The following is a 19,833-nucleotide window of genomic DNA, read 5'->3' on the forward strand; positions in this document are numbered from 1 at the left end:
ATTGTCCCGTTGCGGCGAGCTGTCATTGGCCGCCTTACGGGCGCCGGCAGAGCCCCCGCATCTCGCACCGGCGGCAGGTTTCCGGTGCGCCGTGGGCGGGCAGCGGGGCGCCCGCCGCGAGCGCGGCCAGGGTGGCCGCCAGACGGGCGCCCTCCTCGGCACTGGCCTCGGCCAGCGGCCGCGGCAGGGCCACCAGTTCCACCCGGTCGTCGTCGAGGGCGACCAGGCCGGCCTCGGCGGCCCCCGCCAGGAGGCCGTAGAAGGGCAACTGGACATCCTCGCCGGCCACCTTCAGGCGGCTGCGCAGGACGCTCCGGTTCTGCGTCTTGTAGTCGAGCAACTCGGGGCCCGCCGGGCCGTCGTCGATGCGGTCGAGGCGGCCGTACAGGGTCACCGCGCCGCCGCCCGGTAGCGGCCATTCCTTCTCGAACCGGGTTTCCGACTCGCGCCAGCGCCGGCCGGAGGCCTCGCGCGCCAGGGCCCAGTCCAGGTAGGCCGGCAGGTGGCCGAGCCAGCGCTGGCGCCAGGCCAGGGCCAGGTAGTCGTCCCGCTCGCGGCCCCGGAAGGCGGCCTCGGTGGTGGCTTCCAGGTCGGCCAGCAGGACTTCGCGCGGGCTCGCCGAGAGGACCGGGTGGTCGGCATGGAAACGCCGCAGTATCTCGTGCACCCGTTCGCCGTAGTCCGCCTTTTCCATTCCCTCGGCCACCTCCTCCGCTTCGCCCAGGCCGAGACCGTGGCGGGCGAAGAAGCGGTACGGGCAATCCACCATGGCCTGCCAGGCGCTCGCCGACAGGCGCTTCGGCGCGCCGGCCAGGCGGGGCGCGGCCGGCGTCGGCGCCGGCGGGCCGGCCGGCGCGACGGGCACCGGCCCGGCACGGCGCACCAGGTCGTCGCCATAGGCGAGGCGGTGGAACACCGTCAGGCGTTCCAGCCAGGGACTGCCGGCATTCGGCTCGGCCGTGCGCCAGGCCTGCCAGGTGACCAGGGCGCGCCCGGACCGGGCCAGCACGTCGATGAGATCGGCCAGCACCTCGGCGTGCCGTTGGCGTTCCCCGGGCAGCCCCAGTTGCTGGCGCACCGCGTCGCTGAACAGCCCGGGGTCGCCGATGCCCGGCAGGTGCGCGGCGTCGCCCCCAGGATCACGGCGGCATCGAAATCGCGCAGGCGGGCGGCGGCCAGGTGGGTGAGGCGGATCGGGCTTTCGACCTCGTCGGCGACGAAGGTGGCCCGGTCCAACTGGAGGTCGAGCCAGGCGCGCCAGCCGGCAAGCGGATACGGCGTCTCGTCACCGGCCAGTTCGCCGGCCAGGCGGCCGAGCAGGTCGAGCAGCTGGCGGCCGGCCATGTCGGCCTGCACCGGCCCCCGGGCAGCGAGCCGGTCGAGGCTGGCGAACAGTAGCTCGAGCCAGCCGGACAAGGTCCGGCGCCCGCCCCGCCAGGCCCGGGCGGCGTCGGCGATGCGCGCCAGCATGGCCGTCACCCCGGGGGCCTCGGCGGCCGCCAGGGCCATGAACCGGTCCAGGCCCGCCACCGTGTTCTGGCGGGCGACGACGCGTTCGAAGGCGGTTACCGCGGCCAGCCGCTCGGACATGGGCAGGTCGCCGAACAGAAAGGGCGACTTCAGGAAATCGAGCAGGTCGCGGTGATAGAAGCCGTCCGCGAGCAGGGCCAGCCAGCGGTCCAGGACATGGCTCACCGTGGCGGTGGAGAAGGTCCAGCCGGTTTCGTCCTGGACCAGGATGCCGTCGCGTTCGAGCAGCGCGCGCAGGCGCCGGGCGGCGAGGCGGTCGAGGGCGACGATGGCGATCGACCGGCGCCCCTCCGTCAGCCAGGCGCGGATGCGGCGGGCGACCGCGCGCGCCTCGCTCTCCAGGTCGGCGGCGGCGAGCAGTTCGAGGCCGAGCGGGCTGGCCGGCATGGCGGCGGCCCAGTCCTGCGCCCGGGTCCGCAACCCGGCCGCCTCGGGGCCCGCCCGCCAGACGACGTCGAGCAGTGCCCGCCGGGCCGGGTACGGCTCCGCCAGGGGCAACTCGACGAGGCCGACGGCGTCCCGGCAGGCCGCCAGGAAATGCTCCTCCAGGCGGCTCAGGCCGCTCAAGCCGAGGCTGTAGAGCGGCCCGGCCGCCGCCTCCAGCCAGCGCGCCAGGCCCTCGGCATAGGCGCGCCGCGGCGACGGCGCGGCGCGCTGGAAGGCGCGCCAGAGTTCGAACACCAGGCGCGCCTCGCGCTCCGGCGGGGCGGCCGCGCGCTCGATGCGGGCGAGAAAGCCGGCATAGTCGTCGGGCGGCACCAGCCTGGCGTCGTCGAGTTCGCCGAGCAGGTCGAGCAGGCCCTGGGCGAGCGGCCACAGCGCGGCCTCGTCGAGCCAGCCCTGGCGGGCCAGGAAACCGTGCAGGGCGGCCAGGCGCAGGCTGTCGGCCTGGGCCTCGGCCGGCCCGGCCGAGGCGGCCAGGGCGGGCAGCGAGACCAGGTGCGGCGGCAGGAACACGGGCACCGCCACCTGCCGGCGCAAGGCGGCGAGGAAGCCGGCCGCGACATGATGGTTGGGCACCAAGACGGTGACGCCGGAGAGGTCGGGCAGGCGCCCGCCCTGCTCGGCGAGCAGGACGCTGGCGGCGGCATCGAAACTGGCGGACATGGCGCGATTCTAGCCGCTGGCGCCGACCGGCGTGGCGCCGGCGAGCAGGCAAAAAAAACCCCGGACGTTAACCGGGGCGAAGAGAGGAGGAGGATGTCAGCCGCGCCGGTGCGGGCGCGCGACCAACAATCCCTGCCTTGGCGCCAGATGGCTCGAGCACCGCGGCAGGATACGACATGAAACGCGTTCCACCGCCACGCCAGCGTGGCCGCCGTTTACACACATTTCAGACCGGAATGTATGAATTTTATCCCCGACTGTCAATAGGGGTTTTCCCGGCCGTCCAGTCGCCGGACGTGCCGTTGCCTGTTTGCAACAAACGCGCCGGTTGCGCTGTCCGGCGAACTGGCGGAGACCGGCCCGGAGGGCGTTTACGCCGATGCCCGTCTCCCCCTATGATTCGGGCCACACAACTAAGTACAACCACTCAGCCGCGTTGGCCGGCGTGTCCCCGCCGTCCGGCCACCCGGCCGTAACCGCGAGACGCAGGAGGAGACGCAAATGGCTTCAGTGTTCCAGGATCTGCATGACGACGAGGTGGCGAAGATCCGCCTGCTCGGCGAGCAAGTGACCGTCAAGGCCAACGAACCGGTGTTCCGGGAGGGCGACGAGGCGGACTTCCTGTACTTCGTGCATACCGGCTCGGTATCGCTGTTCATCGAGAAATTCAACACCCGGATCGAAATCCAGCGCGCCGGCAGCGGCGACTGGTTCGGCGAGATGGCCCTCTACAGCGGCGGCCGGCGCACCGCCTCGGCCGCGACCGTCGAGGACACCGCCTTCCTGCGGGTCGGCAAGGAGGCGTTCCGCGGCCTCCTCGCCAGCGACCCCGCCATCGAGGTGAAGATCCGCGAACTGGTCGACCGGCGCAACGAGAAACTGGTACTCGACGAGAAGATGGTCAGCATCGGCGGCGCCCAGGGCCGCGACATGCACATCGGCATCAAGGGCGACCCTTCCCTGCGCGAATCGGCCATGGAGCGGGCGCGCTACGAGAGCGTCGTCGACCGTTTCCTGCCCGAGTTGGTGACCTGCTTCGAGGACCTCCTGCTCAACCGCACGGTGCACCGCATCCTGGTCGGCTTCAACAACGGCGAGATCCGCCTGTCGACGCTCCTCGACCCCTTCGCGGAGGAGTTCCACCCCGCCATGCGCCTGCTGGACGGCTCCTACGTCGAACGTCATTTCCCGAAGATCGACTACGCCAGCAAGACCGCCATGATCCGGCGCCGCTACCGCGACATCGGCGACGACGCCTTCTTCGCCGGCCTGCCGACCCACCTGCAGCACGGCTTCAGCCACTATTTCGAGAAATGGCAGCCGGTCCCCGCCGAGGAAGTCGCCAAGACCATCAAGCAACTGCCCCTGCTGCGCAGCATCCCGAACTTCTATATCCGCAGCGTCACCATCGGCATCCTCAAGGACGCCATCCACATGCAGTTCAACTGCGATGGCACCCATATCGTCAGTGCCGCCGGCTATGCCCGTTTTCTGCGTGAAAACCTTTAGGCGGGGCGCCCTGCGGCCCCTAAAGTTTGCCGTGCCGCAACCGTAATAGCGGGCACATGCCAACAGTACGCTGAGTAGGGGAATCGGTTTGACGTCCGGAAAACACGCCGCGCTGATCGCGGCAGTAGCCATTGTCGTCGCCATCGTTGCCTGGTTTGCGCCCGCCGGGCTTCGCGTTGCCGCGGTGCTGGGGGCGGCCGTGCTGGTCTGGCGCCTGACCAGCCGGCACGGCGTGAGCGCCGCGCAGGACCAGGCCAAGGTGGCGCCCGGCGTCCCCGCGGCCGACGTCAAGGGTCTGGCCGACGACCTCATGGCAGCCACCGAGGCCGAATGCCAGGGCGGCGAGGACGAACTCAAGCGCACCCTCGACCTGATCCACAATGCCTCCGGCACGCTGCTGAACAACTTCAACACGGTCTACCAGCATGTCCAGAGCCAGCGCGAGACCGCCCTGCAGGTGGCCACCACGCTGGGCGGGTCGGGCGGCGAGACGGACGGCAGCCTGCACTTCTCGGAATTCATCCTGGACACCTCGAAGACCCTGGACTCCTTCGTCGACAGCACGGTGTCGACCAGCAAGATCGCCATGGGCCTGGTCGAGACCATGGAGACCATCAACGACCAGGTCAGCTCAGTCCAGGAGATCCTGGGCGAGATCGAGGCCATCTCCAAACAGACCAACCTGCTCGCCCTCAACGCCGCCATCGAGGCGGCGCGCGCGGGCGAGGCGGGCCGCGGGTTCGCCGTCGTGGCCGACGAAGTGCGCAACCTGTCGATGCGGACCAACCACTTCAGCAACGTCATCCGCAGCCACATGAACCAGGTGTACAACTCCATGAACGAGGCCCACGACGCCATCCTGTCGGTCGCCTCCATGGACATGAACTTCGCCCTCCAGTCGAAGAGCCGGCTGCAGGACACCATGGCGCGCCTGAACCGGATGAACCGCGAGATGGGCGAGGCGGTGCTGCGGATCGACGAGCTGGCGGGGATGGTGCGCGACGAGGTCAACTCGGCGGCCCAGGCCCTGCAGTTCCAGGACCTCACCTGCCAGCTGATCGGCCAGGTCGGCCTGCACCTGGAAACATTGAGGCAGATCATTTCCAGCCTGGACCTGGCGGTGCACGATACCGACAACATCGCCAGCGGCCTGCCCGCGGCCCGGCAACGCATCCAGGAAACCGCCCGCACCGCCTCCGAACGCACGTCCCCCGTGAAACAGGAAGACATGCAGTCGGGTGACATCGAACTATTCTGAGCACCCCAAGGGACAAACATGGCAAAACTCGTATTGACGGTCGACGACTCCGCCTCCATCCGCCAGATGGTGGCCTTCACCCTGAAAAGCGCCGGTTATGAGGTCATGGAGGCGGTCGACGGCGAGGACGGCCTGGCCAAGGCCAAGGGCCGCGGCGCCGACCTGGTGCTGACCGACCAGAACATGCCCAAGATGGATGGCATCACCCTCATCAAGACCCTGCGTACCCTGCCCCAGTACAAGAGCACGCCGATCCTGATGCTGACCACCGAGTCGTCCGACGCCATGAAATCGGCCGGCCGGGCGGCCGGCGCCACCGGCTGGCTGGTCAAGCCGTTCGACCCGCAAAAGCTGCTCGAGGTCGTCAAGAAAGTGATCGGCTGAGCCGAGTCCCCGCGCCACCGCGCCGACGCCTTCTGATTCCGGAGCCGTCATGACCGTCGACATGAGCCAGTTCTACCAGGTGTTCTTCGATGAAGCCGGGGAACACCTGGCGAACATGGAAAGCCTGCTGCTCGACCTGGACGTCGAGGCCCCCGACCTGGAGGACCTCAACGCCATCTTCCGTGCCGCGCACTCGATCAAAGGGGGCAGCGGCACCTTCGGCTTCACCGACATGACGTCGGTGACCCACATCCTGGAGACCCTGCTCGACAAGCTGCGCAAGCAGGAGCTGGCCCTGCGGCCCGAGATGGTCGACGCCTTCCTGGCGGCCGGCGACGTCCTGCGCGCCCAGCTCGAACACCACCAGGGCGGTCCCGAGGCGGACCCGGACAGCATCCAGGCGGTCTGCGCGACCCTGGAGTCGCTGGCCACCGGCGGCCCGGCCGCCAGCCCCGCCGAGAGCGCGCCGGCCGACACCGGCACCGGCCCCGGGGCGGCCGCCGGACCGGTACGCGAATTGGCGGTCAGCTTCGACCTGCCCGCCGAGGTCGCCGGCGACCCGGCCGCGGTCGCCAACCTGGTCGACGGCTTCTGCGAGACCGTCGCCTGCGACGTGCTGGCGCGCCCGAGCGCCGAGGCGCCGCGCTTCCGCGCCCACGTCACCACCACCTTCGCCGACGCCGAGCTGCGCGACCTCCTGGCCTTCTACGCCGACGCCGGCACGATCGCCATCGAGCCGGCCGGTGCGGCCGCCGCGATCCAGGACGATTCCTTCGGCCTGTTCGACGACGCCCCGGGCGTCCCGGTCGGCGCGGCCGAAGACGACGGTTTCGGATTCTTCGACAGCGCCCCCGGCGCACCGGCCCAGGCGGCCCCGCCCGAGGACGCCGGCTTCGGCTTCTTCGACGCCGCCCCGGGTGCCCCGGCCGCCGAGGCGGCGGACGATTCCTTCGGCCTCTTCGACGACGCCCCGGGCAAGCCCGAATTCAGCCACGCCACGCCGGTCAAGCCGGGCGATTCCCCGGCCGCGATCGAGGCCGAGGGCTACGGCCTGTTCATCGACGCCCCCGCCGGCATGGGCCTCTTCCCGGGCGCCCCCGGCAGCCGCACCGCCGCGGCCGCCGCCGCTCCGGCGGCGAGCAACTTCGGCCGGCGCGCTTCCGACCAGCCCAGCGTCGAAGTGGCCAAGGGCGGCCGGCGCGAGACCGACAAGACCGTCACCTCGGCCTCGGCGGAGGCCTCCAGCATCCGCGTCTCGGTCGACAAGGTCGACCAGCTCATCAACCTGGTCGGCGAACTGGTCATCACCCAGGCCATGATCGCCGACGCGGCCGGCTACCTCGACCCCATCCAGGCCGAGAAGCTGATCTCCGGCATCGACCTCCTGGCCCGCAACACGCGCGACCTCCAGGAATCGGTGATGTCCATCCGCATGCTGCCCATGTCCATGGTCTTCTCGCGCTTCCCGCGCGTGGTGCGCGACTTGGCCGGCAAGCTGAACAAGCAGGTCGACCTGAAGACCGTGGGCGAGAACACCGAGCTGGACAAGAGCCTGATCGAGAAGATCACCGACCCGCTCACCCACCTGATCCGCAACAGCCTGGACCATGGCCTGGAGACGCCCGACAGGCGCGTCGCCGCCGGCAAGCCGGCCAAGGGCACGATCACCCTGAAGGCCTCGCACCAGGGCGGCAACATCGTCATCGAGGTGCTCGACGACGGCGCCGGCCTGAACCGCGAGCGCATCCTGGCCAAGGCGCGCGAGAAGGGCATGAACGTCCACGACGGCATGTCCGACGGCGAGGTCTGGCAACTCATCATGGCGCCCGGCTTCTCGACCGCCGAGGTGGTCACCGACGTGTCCGGGCGCGGCGTCGGCATGGACGTGGTGAAGAAGAACATCGAGGGCCTGGGCGGCCGCGTCGAACTGGAGTCCTCGCCCGGCCACGGCACCCGCATCGCCATCCGCCTGCCGCTCACCCTGGCCATCCTGGACGGCATGTCGGTGGGCGTCGACGGCGACGTCTTCATCGTCCCGCTCACCGCCATCGTGGAGTCGCTGCAGCCGCAGGCGGACGACATCAAGACCATGGCGGGGAACTCCCGGGTCATCCACATCCGCGGCGAATACCTGCCCATCATTCCCCTCACCAAGGTGTTCGGCGAGCCCGAGCCGGCCGCGTTCGACAACGGCATCATCGTCGTGGTCGAGAGCGAGGAGGGCAAGGCGGCGCTGTTCGTCGACGCCCTGCTGGGCCAGCACCAGGTCGTGATCAAGAGCCTGGAGGCCAACTACCGCAAGGTGCCGGGCATCTCCGGCGCCACCATCATGGGCGACGGCAACGTCGCCCTGATCCTGGACATCGCCGCCGTCACCCGCATCGGCCTGGACCACCCGGCCAAGCGCATGGCGGCCTGAGCAACCACTGAGAGGACGGATACGATGGACAACAGCAGCGACGGCAGCATCGTCAGCTCGGGCGAATTCCTCACCTTCACCCTGGGCCGCGAGGAATACGGCATCGACATCCTCAAGGTGCAGGAAATCCGCGGCTACGAGACGCCGACCCGGATCGCCAACGCGCCCGCCTTCATCAAGGGCGTGATCAACCTGCGCGGCGTCATCGTCCCCATCGTCGACCTGCGCATCAAGTTCAACCTGGGCGAGCCGACCTACGACCAGTTCACCGTGGTGATCATCCTCAACATCGGCAAGCGCGTGGTCGGCATCGTCGTCGACGGCGTCTCCGACGTCATCCAGCTGAGCCCCGGCAACCTGCGCCCGGCGCCGGAGTTCGGCTCCGCCCTGGACACCCGCTACATCCTCGGCCTGGGCACGCTGGACGAACGCATGATCATCGTCGTCGACATCGAGCAACTGATGAGCAGCCAGGAGATGGCACTCGTCGAGGCCGCGGCGGCCTGATCGGAGACCGGCCATGCGCGTGAACATGCCGGTGACCGGCGTCGAGCGGGAGATGCGGGATGGCGAGGAGATCACCTCGACCACCGACCTGCGCGGCGTCATCACCCACGTCAACGACACCTTCGTGCGCATCAGCGGCTTTGCCGCCGCGGAACTGCTCGGCGCGCCGCACAACATCGTGCGCCACCCGGACATGCCGGCGGCCGGCTTCGCCGACCTCTGGGCCACCATCCAGCGCGGCAAGCCCTGGACCGGCCTGGTCATCAACCGCTGCAAGAACGGCGACCACTACTGGGTCAAGGCCAACGTCACCCCGATCCGCGAGGGCGGGCAGGTCACCGGCTACCTGTCGGTGCGCAGCAAGCCCAGCCGCGCCGAAATCGCCGCCGCCACGGACCTCTACCAGGCCATCCGCGCCGGCGATTCCGCCATCCAGCTCTACGAAGGCCGCGTCATCAAGGCATCCAAACTCGGAAGGATACAAACGATGCTCAGCAACCTCACCATCAAGTCCCGACTGCAAGTCGTCATCGGCATGTTGTCCCTGCTCCTGCTGGTCATCGGGGGCATGGGCCTGATCGGTCTGAGCATGACCAACGACGCCCTGCGCGGCGTCTACGAGGACCGCATGGTGGCCAGCAACCGGATCAGCGACATCAATCGCCTGATCCTGCGCAACCGGGTCGCCATCCAGGAATCCATCCTCAACCCCGACCCCGCCAACGTGAAGAAGAACGCCGACGAGGTCGAGCGCAACATCGACGCCATCACCGGCATCTGGCAGACCTTCATGACCAGCGCAATGACGCCGGAGGTGAAGAAGCTGGCCGACCAGTTCGCCGAGGAACGCAAGCAGTTCGTCGGCCAGGGCCTCAAGCCGGCCGTCGAGGCCCTGCGCAAGGACGACGTACCGGGCGCCATGCTGATCAACGACAACGCCGTGGTCGCCCTCTACCAACCGGTGGCGGCGAGCGTCGAGGCGCTGAAGAGCCGCCTGGTCGACGAGGCCAAGGCCGAGTACCTCGCCGCGCAGAGCCGCTACACGACCATCCGGGCGGTCGCCCTGGCCCTGATCCTGGCCGGCATCACGCTGGCGGCCTGGCTCGGCGTCGGCCTGGTGCGCGCCATCGTGCGGCCGCTCGACAAGGCCATCGGCTTCTTCGAGCAGATCGCCCAGGGCAACTACAACAACCCCATCGAGGTCGAGAACCACGACGAGGTCGGCAAGGTCCTGGAGTCGCTCAAGTCCATGCAGACCAAGCTCGGCTTCGACGTCGCCGAGGCCAAGCGCGTCGCCGACGAGAACCTGCGCGTGCGCATCGCCCTGGACAGTTCGACCGCCGCCATCACCATCTCCGACGACGAAGGCCTGCTGCGCCACATGACCCCGTCGGCCGGCAAACTGTTCTCCGCCCTGGTCGGCGGCGAGCGCCGGGCCGACGACCTGCTCGGCACCAAGCTGACCGAGTTCTTCAACGACCCCGCCATCACGGCCAAGCTGGCGCACGCCATGGATAGCGCGGAGGCCGAGGAATTTCCGTTCAAGTCCTTCACCCTGCGCCTGAATTCCGGCCCGATCACCGACAGCCAGGGCAAGCATCTCGGCCGGGTCAGCCAGTGGACCGACCGCACCACCGAGGTCGCCGTCGAGCAGGAGGTCGCCGAACTGGTGGCCGCCGCGGCCGCCGGCGATTTCAGCCAGCGCATCGACCAGGCCGGCAAGGCCGGCTTCTTCAAGCAGCTGGCGGAAGGCATCAACCGGGTCGTCGACACCTCCGAACAGGGCATCAACGACGTCGCCGAGGTGCTCAAGGCGCTCGCCGACGGCGACCTGACGCGCCAGATGCAGGGCGACTACCAGGGCCTGTTCGCCGAGCTGCGCGACAACGCCAACGCCACCGTCGGCAAGCTCCAGGAGATCATCGGCCAGATCCGCGAGGCCACCGACGCCATCAACACCGCCGCCCGCGAGATCGCCACCGGCAACGCCGACCTCTCCTCCCGCACCGAGTCCCAGGCCTCCTCCCTCGAGGAAACCGCCTCCTCCATGGACGAGCTCACCTCCACCGTCAAGCAGAACGCCGACAACTCCCGCCAGGCCAACCAACTCGCCAAGGGGGCCTCCGACATCGCCGTCAAGGGTGGCGACATCGTCGGCCAGGTGGTCCAGACCATGGGGGCGATCGCCGAATCCTCGAAGAAGATCGCCGACATCATCAGCGTCATCGACGGCATCGCCTTCCAGACCAACATCCTGGCCCTCAACGCCGCCGTGGAAGCCGCCCGGGCCGGCGAACAGGGCCGCGGCTTCGCCGTCGTCGCCGGCGAGGTGCGCAACCTCGCCCAGCGCTCCGCCGCCGCCGCCAAGGAGATCAAGGAGCTCATCTCCGACTCCGTCGACAAGGTCAACAACGGCTACAAGCAGGTCGAGAACGCCGGCCAGACCATGCAGGAGATCGTCGATGCCGTGAAGCGCGTCACCGACATCATGGGCGAGATCACCGCCGCCTCGGTCGAGCAGTCCCAGGGCATCGGCCAGGTCAACACCGCCGTCACCCAGATGGACGAGATGACCCAGCAGAACGCCGCCCTGGTGGAGGAGGCCGCCGCCGCGGCCGAGTCCCTGCAGGACCAGGCCAACGGCCTGGCCGAGGCGGTCGCCGTGTTCCGGGTCGCCGCCACCGGCAAGCGGGCCGTCGCCGCCAAGGCCGCCCCCGCGCGCCTGGCCGCCCCCGCCGCCAAGCCGGCCGCCCGCCTGCCCAAGCCGGCCGCCTCCGACGACGGCGAGTGGCAGGAGTTCTGACCCGAGCAGACTGGACCACGGACCCGCCAGAATAATCGACCACAAGGACGAACCATGCGAATCAACATGCCCGTGACCGGCGTCGAGCGGATGATGCGCGACGACGAGGAAATCATCTCCACGACGGACACCAAGGGCATCATCACCCTGGTCAACCGCTACCTGGTCGAGATCAGCGGCTTCACCGAGGCCGAGTTGATCGGCGCCCCGCACAACATATTCCGCCACCCCGACATGCCGGCGGAGGCGTTCAAGGACCTCTGGGACACCATCAAGGCGGGCAAGCCCTGGATCGGCCTGGTCAAGAACCGCTGCAAGAACGGCGACCACTACTGGGTGGAGGCGCACGTCGCGCCGATCTGGAAGAGCGGCCAGCTGACCGGCTACCTGTCGGTGCGCCGCAAGCCGACCCGCGAAGCCGTCGCGGCCGCCGAGGCCCTGTACAAGCAGATCCGCGACGGCAAGGCCAAGCTGCACCCGGGTGGCTGGCGTGCCTGGCTGAAACGCGTCACCGTGCACCAAACCCTGATCGGCGCCGCCGCCGCCAGCGGCCTGGTGGTGAGCCTGGCGTTGTTCTATGCCGTGGTCGGCGGCATGGGCGCCCAGAAGTCCTCCTACGAGAACTACCTCAACCGCGAAGTGGTTCTGGAGAAGAAGTACGAGGCCCTCTACGCCCAAGGCCTGCAAGTCGGCCAGGCGACCCGCAACATCATGCTCGACCCCGCCAACAAGAAGGCCTACGACAACTACGACAAGGCCCGTGCCGACATCGCCCAGTTGCTCGGCGAGATCGACCTGCTGGACGACAGCGCCACCGGCCAAGCCCGGCTCAAGGAGATCACGGCGATCTTCGAGCGCATGAAGGCGAGCGAGGACACCCTGTTCGGCCACGTCAAGGCCGGCGAAGCCGCCGCCGCCGTGGAGAACCTGAACAAGGACACGACACCGCTCTGGCGCGACGTCAAGAAGGTTATCCTGGACGGCATCGCCGAACAGGAGAAGGCGTCCGAGCAGATGCACACCCAGGTCAACGAGGCCTCGAGTTCCGCCCGTACCAAGGTCATCGTGCTGGCCGGTCTCACCGTCGTCGTCGCCCTGTTCGTCTTCACCCTGATCGGCCGCAACCTGGCCCGGCGCCTCAAGCGCACCGACGAGATCTTCCTGCGCCTGGCCGAAGGCATCTACGACAGCAAGATTCCGCTCGACCGCAAGGACGAGATCGGCCTGGTCATGGAGGCCATCGAGGCCATGCAGACCAAGCTCGGCTTCGACATCCTCGAGGCCAGGAAGATCGCCGACGAGAACCTGCGCATCCGGATCGCCCTCGACAGCTCGACCGCCGCCATCACCATCTCCGACGTCGACGGCCTGCTCAAGCACATGACCCCGGCCGCCATCAAGCTGTTCAACGCGGTCGGCCGCCAGGGCCGCAAGGCCGACAACCTGATCGGCAGCAAGCTGACCGACTTCTTCGACGACCCCGCCATCACGGCCCGCTTCAAGCACGCCATGGACGCCCGCGAGGCGGTCGAGTTCACCTTCAACGGCCACGTCCTGCATTGGGACTCCGGCCCGATCACGGATGCCCGCGGCAAGCACATCGGCCGGGTCAGCCAGTGGGTCGACCGCACCACCGAGGTCGCCGTCGAGCAGGAAGTCGCCAACCTGGTCCAGGCCGCGGCCGGCGGCGACTACAGCCAGCGCATCGGCCTGGAAGGCAAGGCCGGCTTCTTCAAGCAGCTGGCGGAAGGCATCAACCGGGTCGTCGACACCTCCGAACAGGGCATCCACGACGTCGGCAGCGTCCTCAAGGCACTCGCCGACGGCGACCTGACGCGCCAGATGCAGGGCGACTACCAAGGCCTGTTCGCCGAGCTGCGCGACAACGCCAACGCCACCGTCGGCAAGCTCCAGGAGATCATCGGCCAGATCCGCGAGGCCACCGACGCCATCAACACCGCCGCCCGCGAGATCGCCACCGGCAACGCCGACCTCTCCTCCCGCACCGAGTCCCAGGCCTCCTCCCTCGAGGAAACCGCCTCCTCCATGGACGAGCTCACCTCCACCGTCAAGCAGAACGCCGACAACTCCCGCCAGGCCAACCAACTCGCCAAGGGGGCCTCCGACATCGCGATACGGGGCGGCGACATCGTCGGCCACGTGGTCGGCACCATGGGGGCGATCGCCGAATCCTCGAAGAAGATCGCCGACATCATCAGCGTCATCGACGGCATCGCCTTCCAGACCAACATCCTGGCCCTCAACGCCGCCGTGGAAGCCGCCCGGGCCGGCGAACAGGGCCGCGGCTTCGCCGTCGTCGCCGGCGAGGTGCGCAACCTCGCCCAGCGCTCCGCCGCCGCCGCCAAGGAGATCAAGGAGCTCATCTCCGACTCCGTCGACAAGGTCAACAACGGCTACAAGCAGGTCGAGAACGCCGGCCAGACCATGCAGGAGATCGTCGATGCCGTGAAGCGCGTCACCGACATCATGGGCGAGATCACCGCCGCCTCGGTCGAGCAGTCCCAGGGCATCGGCCAGGTCAACACCGCCGTCACCCAGATGGACGAGATGACCCAGCAGAACGCCGCCCTGGTGGAGGAGGCCGCCGCCGCGGCCGAGTCCCTGCAGGACCAGGCCAACGGCCTGGCCGAGGCGGTCGCCGTGTTCCGGGTCGCCGCCACCGGCAAGCGGGCCGTCGCCGCCAAGGCCGCCCCCGCGCGCCTGGCCGCCCCCGCCGCCAAACCGGCCGCCCGCCTGCCCAAGCCGCCCGCCTCCGACGACGGCGAGTGGGAGGAATTCTGACCTGACCCGCGCGGGCGGCCCGGCGGCCGCCCGCACCTGGACACGCCATGGCCGACCCCATCCGCAGCGACCGCGAGTTCCACTTTTCCCACCGGGACTTCGAGGAGGTGCGCAAGCTGATCTACGACCACGCCGGCATCGCCCTGTCCGACGCCAAGGAGGACATGGTCTACAGCCGCCTGGCCCGGCGCCTGCGCGCCACCGGCCTGAAGAGCTTCGGCGCCTACCTGGACCACCTGAAGACCGGCCACGAGGAGGAGTGGGAGGCGTTCGTCAACTCGCTGACCACCAACCTGACCGATTTCTTCCGCGAGAACCACCACTTCGTTCTCCTGAAGGACTTCCTCAGGCAGCGCCACGACCACCCGATCCGGCTCTGGAGTTCGGCGTCGAGCACCGGCGAGGAGCCCTACTCGATGGCCATGACCGCGGTCGAAACCTTCGGCGGCTTCGACGCCCCGGTGCGCATCGTCGCCTCCGACCTCGACACCAACGTGCTCAAGAAATGCCAGGACGGCGTCTATCCGATCGAGCGCCTGGCCAAGCTGGGGCCGGAACGCCAGCGCCGCTTCTTCCTGCGCGGCACCGGCGACCGCGCCGGCTACGCCCGCGTGAAACCGGAACTGCGCGCCATGGTCGACTTCTTCCAGCTCAACCTGCTGGCGCCGAACTGGCCGATCCAGGGCACCCTGGACGCCATCTTCTGCCGCAACGTGATGATCTACTTCGACAAGCCCACCCAGCACCGGATACTGACCCGGATGAAGCCGTTGCTGAAGCCGGACGGCCTGCTGTTCATGGGCCATTCGGAGGCCCTGTACCACGCCGCCGACCTGTTCCGCCTGCGCGGCCAGACCGTCTACGAGCACATCGAGGCGCGGCCGCAGAGGAAGCCCGCGTGACCCGGCACGGCTACGAGGAGCTCCTCGCCCCCAACCACTACTATGACCGCCATTTCCAGACCGAAGCCGCGAAGATCCTGCCCGGCGAGTACTACGTCACGGGGCGCGAGATGATGCTGGTGACCGTGCTCGGTTCCTGCGTCTCCGCCTGCATCCGCGACCCCGTTGCCGGCGTCGGCGGCATGAACCATTTCATGCTCCCGGAGGGCGGCGACGTGCACAACCCGCTCTCCGCCTGCGCACGCTATGGCGGCTACGCCATGGAGATATTGCTCAACCAGCTCCTGAAGCTGGGGGCCAGCCGCACCCGCCTGGAGGCCAAGGTGTTCGGCGGCGGCGCCATCATGCGCGGCTTCACCCTGCACAACGTCGGCGAACGCAACAGCGATTTCGTGCTCGAATACCTGGCGCGCGAGCGCATCCGGGTGACCGCGGAGGACCTGCGCGACATCTATCCGCGCAAGGTGTACTTCTTCCCGGTCAGCGGCCGGGTCCTGGTCAAGAAGCTCAAGCGCGTGCACAACGACACCATCGTGCAGCGCGAGCAGGAATACGGCAGCCGCCTGCAGACCGCCGACATGGCGGGCGACGTGGAGCTGTTCGCATGACCCGCCGGCCGACGCCGACCGCCCGAGGAGGCGAATCGAGATGAGCAAGATCAAGGTATTGATCATCGACGACTCCGCCCTGATCCGGAGCGTGATGAAGGCGATCATCGACGGCCAGCCCGACATGGAGGTGGTCGGCATGGCGCCCGACCCGCTGGTGGCGCGCGATCTGATCAAGCAGAGCAACCCCGACGTCCTCACCCTGGACGTCGAGATGCCCAGGATGAACGGTCTCGAGTTCCTGGAGAAGCTCATGCGCCTGCGCCCGACGCCGGTGGTGATGATCTCCACCCTGACCGAGCACGGTTCCGAGGTGACCCTGAAGGCGCTCGAACTGGGCGCGGTCGACTTCGTCGCCAAGCCCAAACTGGGGGTCAGCGAGGCCATGGCCGAACTGGTCCAGGACATCACCGACAAGATCCGCACCGCGGCGCGCGCCCACGTGCGCCGCCAGACCGGCGCGACGGCGGCCATCGGGGCGCCGCGGCCGCTCGCCGGCCACATCCTGTCGACGACGGAAAAGGTCGTCTTCATCGGCTCCTCGACCGGCGGTACCGAGGCGCTCAAGGAGGTGCTGTCGCGCATGCCGGCGGAGTCGCCGGCCATCATGATGACCCAGCACATGCCGGAGTCCTTCACCAAGTCGTTCGCCGCCCGCCTGGACGGGCTCTCGGCGATGACCGTCAAGGAGGCCGAGCACAACGAGCGCGTGCTGCCCGGCTATGCCTACCTGGCACCCGGCCACTCGCATCTGCGGGTAAAGAAGAGCGGCGCCTACTACTACACCGAGCTGTCCCAGGAGGCCCCGGTGAACCGGCACCGGCCCTCGGTCGACGTCCTGTTCGAGAGCGCCGCCCGGGTGGTCGGCCAGAACGCCGTCGCGGTCATGCTCACCGGCATGGGCAAGGACGGCGCCGCCGGCATGCTGGCCATGCGCCAGGCCGGGGCCTACACCATCGCCCAGGACGAGGCCAGCTGCGTCGTCTACGGCATGCCCAAGGCGGCCGTGGAGATCGGCGCGGTGCAGGAAATCGCCCCCCTCGCCAATATCGCCGGGTGTATTCTCAAACGGCTGACCTGAACCCTCGCGCCACTGCAGGAGAAAAACATATGCAGATTTCCGAAAAGATCGACGGCAACACGGCCCGCCTGAGTCTGGAAGGGCGTTTCGACTTCCATTCCCACCGCGATTTCCGCGCTTCCTACGATGCCCTGCTCGGCCGTGCCGACATCCGCGACATCCTCATCGACTTCGCCCGGGTCGACTACCTCGACTCCTCCGCCCTGGGCATGCTCCTGCTCCTGCGCGAGAAGGCCGAGGCGGGCGGCAAGAAGGTCAGGCTGACCAAGCTGACCGGCTCGGTCAAGCAGGTCCTCGAGATCGCCAACTTCGGCAAACTGTTCGCCATCGAATAATGTCCGCCAACGCCCAGGCCAAGCCGATCAAGATACTGGTCGTCGACGACACGGTCACCAACATCAAGCAGTTGGAGGCGGTGGCGCGCAAGCTCGGCCACGAGGTGGTGACCGCCATGGACGGCGTCGAGGCGATCGAGAAATACCAGGCCGAGGCGCCCGAGCTGATCATCATGGACATCATGATGCCCAGGATGGACGGCATCGAGGCGGCCCGGCGCATCCGCGAACTGCCCTGCGACCGCTGGGTGCCCATCATCTTCTACTCGGCGCTCGACAGCCTGTCCGACATCCTGCGCGGCTTCGAGATCGGCGGCGACGACTACATGGTCAAGCCGGCCAACCTGCAGGTGATCCGGGCCAAGATCAACGGCTACGCCCGCGCCCTGGGCATGCAGGAGCAGAGCCTGCATTACGCCCGCGAACTGGCGGCCTGGCGCGACGAGGCCGAGGAACAGAACAAGCTGGGCCAGTACATCATCGGTCGCCTGCTCGACTCCAAGGGCCTGCGCGACCCCATGATCCAGTGGCGCAACACCCCGGCGCAGAGCTTCAGCGGCGACCTGGTGTGCGCGGCGCGCGGCCCCGGCGAGGTGCTCTACGTGATGCTGGCGGATGCCGCCGGCCACGGCCTGTCGGCGGCCCTGACCGCCCTGCCGCTCACCCAGGTGTTCCACGGCATGGTGTTCAAGGGCTTCCCGATCCACACCATCGCCGAGGAACTGAACAGCAAGCTGAAGGCATTCCTGCCCATCGACCGTTTCGTGGCCGCCTCCCTGGCCGCCATCGACACCCGCAACCAGACCATCGAGATCTGGAACGGCGGCAACCCCGAGGTCCTGTTCGTCGACGACGACGGCCAGGTCACCATGCGCTGGCCGTCGCGCCATCCGCCGCTCGGCATCCTGCCGCCGGAGCTGTTCTCGGGCGCCACCGAAGTGGTCAACTATGCCCGCCCGGGCGAGCTGGTCATGGTCTCCGACGGCATCATCGAGGCCGAGAGCCCGGACGGCCAACGCCTCAACCAGGCCGGCCTGGATGCCCTGCTGGGCCAGGCCCCGACCGGCCTGCGCCTGGCCGCCATCGAAGACGGCGTCAAGCGCCAGCTGGCCGGCCGGCTCGAACACGACGACCTCTCGGTCCTGGTCGTCCGGGTCCCGATCGAGCGCCGCCGGACCCTGCGCGCCCAGCCGGCCGCCGCCACGGCCCACAGCCTGTCCGAGTGGCGCATGGAGTTGCGCTGGGGCGCCGACGAATTGCGCGGCATCGACGTGGTCCCCGCCATGCTCGGCTTCATCGGCCAGATCAAACCCTTGCAGCCGCACCAGGGCAGTTGTTCCTGATCGTCTCGGAGCTGTTCAACAACGCCCTCGACCACGGCGTCCTGGGTCTCGACTCGCGCACCAAGAGCCTGGAAGGCGGCTTCGAACGCTACCTGGAGGAACGCGAGCGCCGCCTGGCCGAACTCAACGACGGCGTCATCGACATCGGTTTCCACCTGCACATGGCCGACCAGCGCCCCTTCCTGGACATCCAGGTGCGCGACAGCGGCCGCGGCTTCGACTACCACGCCTACATCGACGCCCCGGACGACGACCAGAGCCTGTACCAGACCCACGGCCGCGGCATCCGCCTGGTCAAGACCCTGTGCGAGGAAGTCACCTACAAGGACAACGGCAACCGGGTATTCGCGCGCTACGCCCTATAGGCACCAACGGGAGAGAAAGATGGAGCGGTCGACGCCGCACGAACTCAGCTATGCGGAGATGGACGAGGCCCTGGCCGGGATAGACATCCCGCCCTGCCCGAACACCGTCACCGCGGTCATGGCCGAGGCCCAGAAGGACAGCCCCGACATCACCGTGCTGACCCGGATCATCGCCGGCGACGTCGGCATGTCCGCGTACGCCCTCAAGATGGCCAATTCCGTGCTGTTCCGGCGTGGCGCGGTGACCGACCACGTCGGCCAGGCCATCGCCCGCCTGGGCACCCGCAACGTGGTCTGCATCGTGGTCGCGGTCGCCCTGCGCAACAGCCTGGCGGACGCCCTGCCGGCCGAATTTCTGGACCATTTCTGGAACCGCTCGAACGCCGCCGCCCTGGCGTCGGGCATGGTGGCGCGCAAGCTGCGCGGCATCCCCGCCGACCTGGCCTACACCTACGGGCTGTTCCACGATGCCGCCGTCCCGGTCATGATGCGCCGCTTCCCGGACTACGGCGAGGTGTTCGACCTCGCCCTGACCCAGGAGCAGCCCCTGGTCGCCATCGAGGATGCCCGCTACCGCTGCAGCCATGCCGTGGTCGGGGCCCTGCTGGCGCGCAACTGGGGCCTGCCCGCCACGCTGGCGGCGGCCATCCGCCACCACCACGACGTCGGCGCCTACGAGATGCCCCGGGGCAGCCTGGCCGCGGAATCGCTGGCCCTGATCGCGGTGACCCAGGTCGCCGAGCGCTTGATCAGCGACGGCCTGGGCGAGCCGGACCACGAGGTCGGCGCACTGTACGACAAGGCGGTGGCCTATCTGGGCCTGCACGAGGACGAACTGCGCGACCTGGCCGAGGACCTGGTCGAGGCGCTGAGCGGCTGA

Annotated in this window: 16 protein-coding genes; 14 read left to right on the top strand and 2 right to left on the bottom strand. The window is 68.7% G+C overall.

The features are described 5' to 3' along the window. Positions 1-34 precede the first annotated feature (34 nt). Both EZJ19_RS04095 and EZJ19_RS15755 read right to left on the bottom strand, forming a co-directional pair. Positions 35-1,030 carry a RecB family exonuclease gene (locus EZJ19_RS04095; RefSeq protein ID WP_165873453.1) on the bottom strand — a complete coding sequence of 332 codons (996 nt, stop codon included), beginning with the start codon at positions 1,028-1,030 and terminating at the stop codon, positions 35-37. Next, a complete protein-coding gene (locus EZJ19_RS15755; protein WP_165873454.1) occupies positions 919-2,637 on the bottom strand; it encodes a hypothetical protein in 1,719 nt (572 codons plus the stop codon). The genes EZJ19_RS04095 and EZJ19_RS15755 overlap by 112 nt, the downstream gene beginning before the upstream one ends. 501 nt (positions 2,638-3,138) lie before the next feature. Between EZJ19_RS15755 and EZJ19_RS04100 the strand changes: the two genes are divergently transcribed. The 14 genes from EZJ19_RS04100 to EZJ19_RS04165 all read left to right on the top strand — a co-directional run bounded on the left by EZJ19_RS04100 (position 3,139) and on the right by EZJ19_RS04165 (position 19,833). After that, positions 3,139-4,146: a Crp/Fnr family transcriptional regulator gene (locus tag EZJ19_RS04100; protein WP_131445026.1), complete on the top strand. Its 1,008-nt coding sequence runs from the start codon at positions 3,139-3,141 to the stop codon at positions 4,144-4,146. Between the two features lie 88 nt (positions 4,147-4,234). Then, positions 4,235-5,404, top strand: coding sequence for a methyl-accepting chemotaxis protein (locus EZJ19_RS16560; protein ID WP_131445027.1), 1,170 nt, complete (start codon positions 4,235-4,237; stop codon positions 5,402-5,404). 18 nt (positions 5,405-5,422) lie between these two features. Beyond that, positions 5,423-5,788: a response regulator gene (locus tag EZJ19_RS04110; protein ID WP_131445028.1), complete on the top strand. Its 366-nt coding sequence runs from the start codon at positions 5,423-5,425 to the stop codon at positions 5,786-5,788. 49 nt (positions 5,789-5,837) lie between these two features. Then, complete coding sequence (locus EZJ19_RS04115; RefSeq protein WP_131445029.1) at positions 5,838-8,207, top strand: chemotaxis protein CheW; 2,370 nt, start codon at positions 5,838-5,840, stop codon at positions 8,205-8,207. A 24-nt stretch (positions 8,208-8,231) separates the two neighbouring features. Further along, complete coding sequence (locus EZJ19_RS04120; RefSeq protein WP_131445030.1) at positions 8,232-8,714, top strand: chemotaxis protein CheW; 483 nt, start codon at positions 8,232-8,234, stop codon at positions 8,712-8,714. Positions 8,715-8,727: 13 nt separating this feature from the next. Further along, a complete protein-coding gene (locus EZJ19_RS16565; protein WP_131445031.1) occupies positions 8,728-11,517 on the top strand; it encodes a methyl-accepting chemotaxis protein in 2,790 nt (929 codons plus the stop codon). Positions 11,518-11,571: 54 nt separating this feature from the next. Continuing rightward, positions 11,572-14,319: a methyl-accepting chemotaxis protein gene (locus EZJ19_RS16570; protein WP_131445032.1), complete on the top strand. Its 2,748-nt coding sequence runs from the start codon at positions 11,572-11,574 to the stop codon at positions 14,317-14,319. Positions 14,320-14,366: 47 nt separating this feature from the next. Then, positions 14,367-15,221: a CheR family methyltransferase gene (locus EZJ19_RS15985; RefSeq protein ID WP_131445033.1), complete on the top strand. Its 855-nt coding sequence runs from the start codon at positions 14,367-14,369 to the stop codon at positions 15,219-15,221. Next, entirely contained in the window at positions 15,218-15,829 is a 612-nt protein-coding gene (cheD, locus tag EZJ19_RS15990; protein WP_131445034.1) for a chemoreceptor glutamine deamidase CheD, read from the top strand. Before EZJ19_RS15985 ends, cheD begins: the two co-directional genes overlap by 4 nt. Positions 15,830-15,869: 40 nt before the next feature. Beyond that, complete coding sequence (locus EZJ19_RS04145) at positions 15,870-16,910, top strand: protein-glutamate methylesterase/protein-glutamine glutaminase (RefSeq protein WP_131445035.1); 1,041 nt, start codon at positions 15,870-15,872, stop codon at positions 16,908-16,910. Positions 16,911-16,939: 29 nt separating this feature from the next. After that, a complete protein-coding gene (locus EZJ19_RS04150; RefSeq protein ID WP_131445036.1) occupies positions 16,940-17,245 on the top strand; it encodes an STAS domain-containing protein in 306 nt (101 codons plus the stop codon). Beyond that, positions 17,245-18,588, top strand: coding sequence for a SpoIIE family protein phosphatase (locus EZJ19_RS04155; protein WP_131445037.1), 1,344 nt, complete (start codon positions 17,245-17,247; stop codon positions 18,586-18,588). The genes EZJ19_RS04150 and EZJ19_RS04155 overlap by 1 nt, the downstream gene beginning before the upstream one ends. Beyond that, complete coding sequence (locus EZJ19_RS04160) at positions 18,579-18,953, top strand: ATP-binding protein (RefSeq protein ID WP_165873456.1); 375 nt, start codon at positions 18,579-18,581, stop codon at positions 18,951-18,953. Before EZJ19_RS04155 ends, EZJ19_RS04160 begins: the two co-directional genes overlap by 10 nt. A 19-nt stretch (positions 18,954-18,972) precedes the next feature. Beyond that, entirely contained in the window at positions 18,973-19,833 is an 861-nt protein-coding gene (locus EZJ19_RS04165; RefSeq protein ID WP_131445039.1) for an HDOD domain-containing protein, read from the top strand.

It is taken from the genome of Parasulfuritortus cantonensis (assembly GCF_004337445.1).
Taxonomy (GTDB): Bacteria; Pseudomonadota; Gammaproteobacteria; order Burkholderiales; family Thiobacillaceae; genus Parasulfuritortus; species Parasulfuritortus cantonensis.

Coding starts and splice junctions, on each gene's coding strand:
- EZJ19_RS15755 (WP_165873454.1), bottom strand. CDS start 2,637: ATGTCCGCCAGTTTCGATGCCGCCGCCAGCGTCCTGCTCGCCGAGCAG.
- EZJ19_RS04100 (WP_131445026.1), top strand. CDS start 3,139: ATGGCTTCAGTGTTCCAGGATCTGCATGACGACGAGGTGGCGAAGATC.
- EZJ19_RS04110 (WP_131445028.1), top strand. CDS start 5,423: ATGGCAAAACTCGTATTGACGGTCGACGACTCCGCCTCCATCCGCCAG.
- EZJ19_RS04115 (WP_131445029.1), top strand. CDS start 5,838: ATGACCGTCGACATGAGCCAGTTCTACCAGGTGTTCTTCGATGAAGCC.
- EZJ19_RS04120 (WP_131445030.1), top strand. CDS start 8,232: ATGGACAACAGCAGCGACGGCAGCATCGTCAGCTCGGGCGAATTCCTC.
- EZJ19_RS16565 (WP_131445031.1), top strand. CDS start 8,728: ATGCGCGTGAACATGCCGGTGACCGGCGTCGAGCGGGAGATGCGGGAT.
- EZJ19_RS16570 (WP_131445032.1), top strand. CDS start 11,572: ATGCGAATCAACATGCCCGTGACCGGCGTCGAGCGGATGATGCGCGAC.
- EZJ19_RS15985 (WP_131445033.1), top strand. CDS start 14,367: ATGGCCGACCCCATCCGCAGCGACCGCGAGTTCCACTTTTCCCACCGG.
- EZJ19_RS04145 (WP_131445035.1), top strand. CDS start 15,870: ATGAGCAAGATCAAGGTATTGATCATCGACGACTCCGCCCTGATCCGG.
- EZJ19_RS04150 (WP_131445036.1), top strand. CDS start 16,940: ATGCAGATTTCCGAAAAGATCGACGGCAACACGGCCCGCCTGAGTCTG.
- EZJ19_RS04155 (WP_131445037.1), top strand. CDS start 17,245: ATGTCCGCCAACGCCCAGGCCAAGCCGATCAAGATACTGGTCGTCGAC.
- EZJ19_RS04165 (WP_131445039.1), top strand. CDS start 18,973: ATGGAGCGGTCGACGCCGCACGAACTCAGCTATGCGGAGATGGACGAG.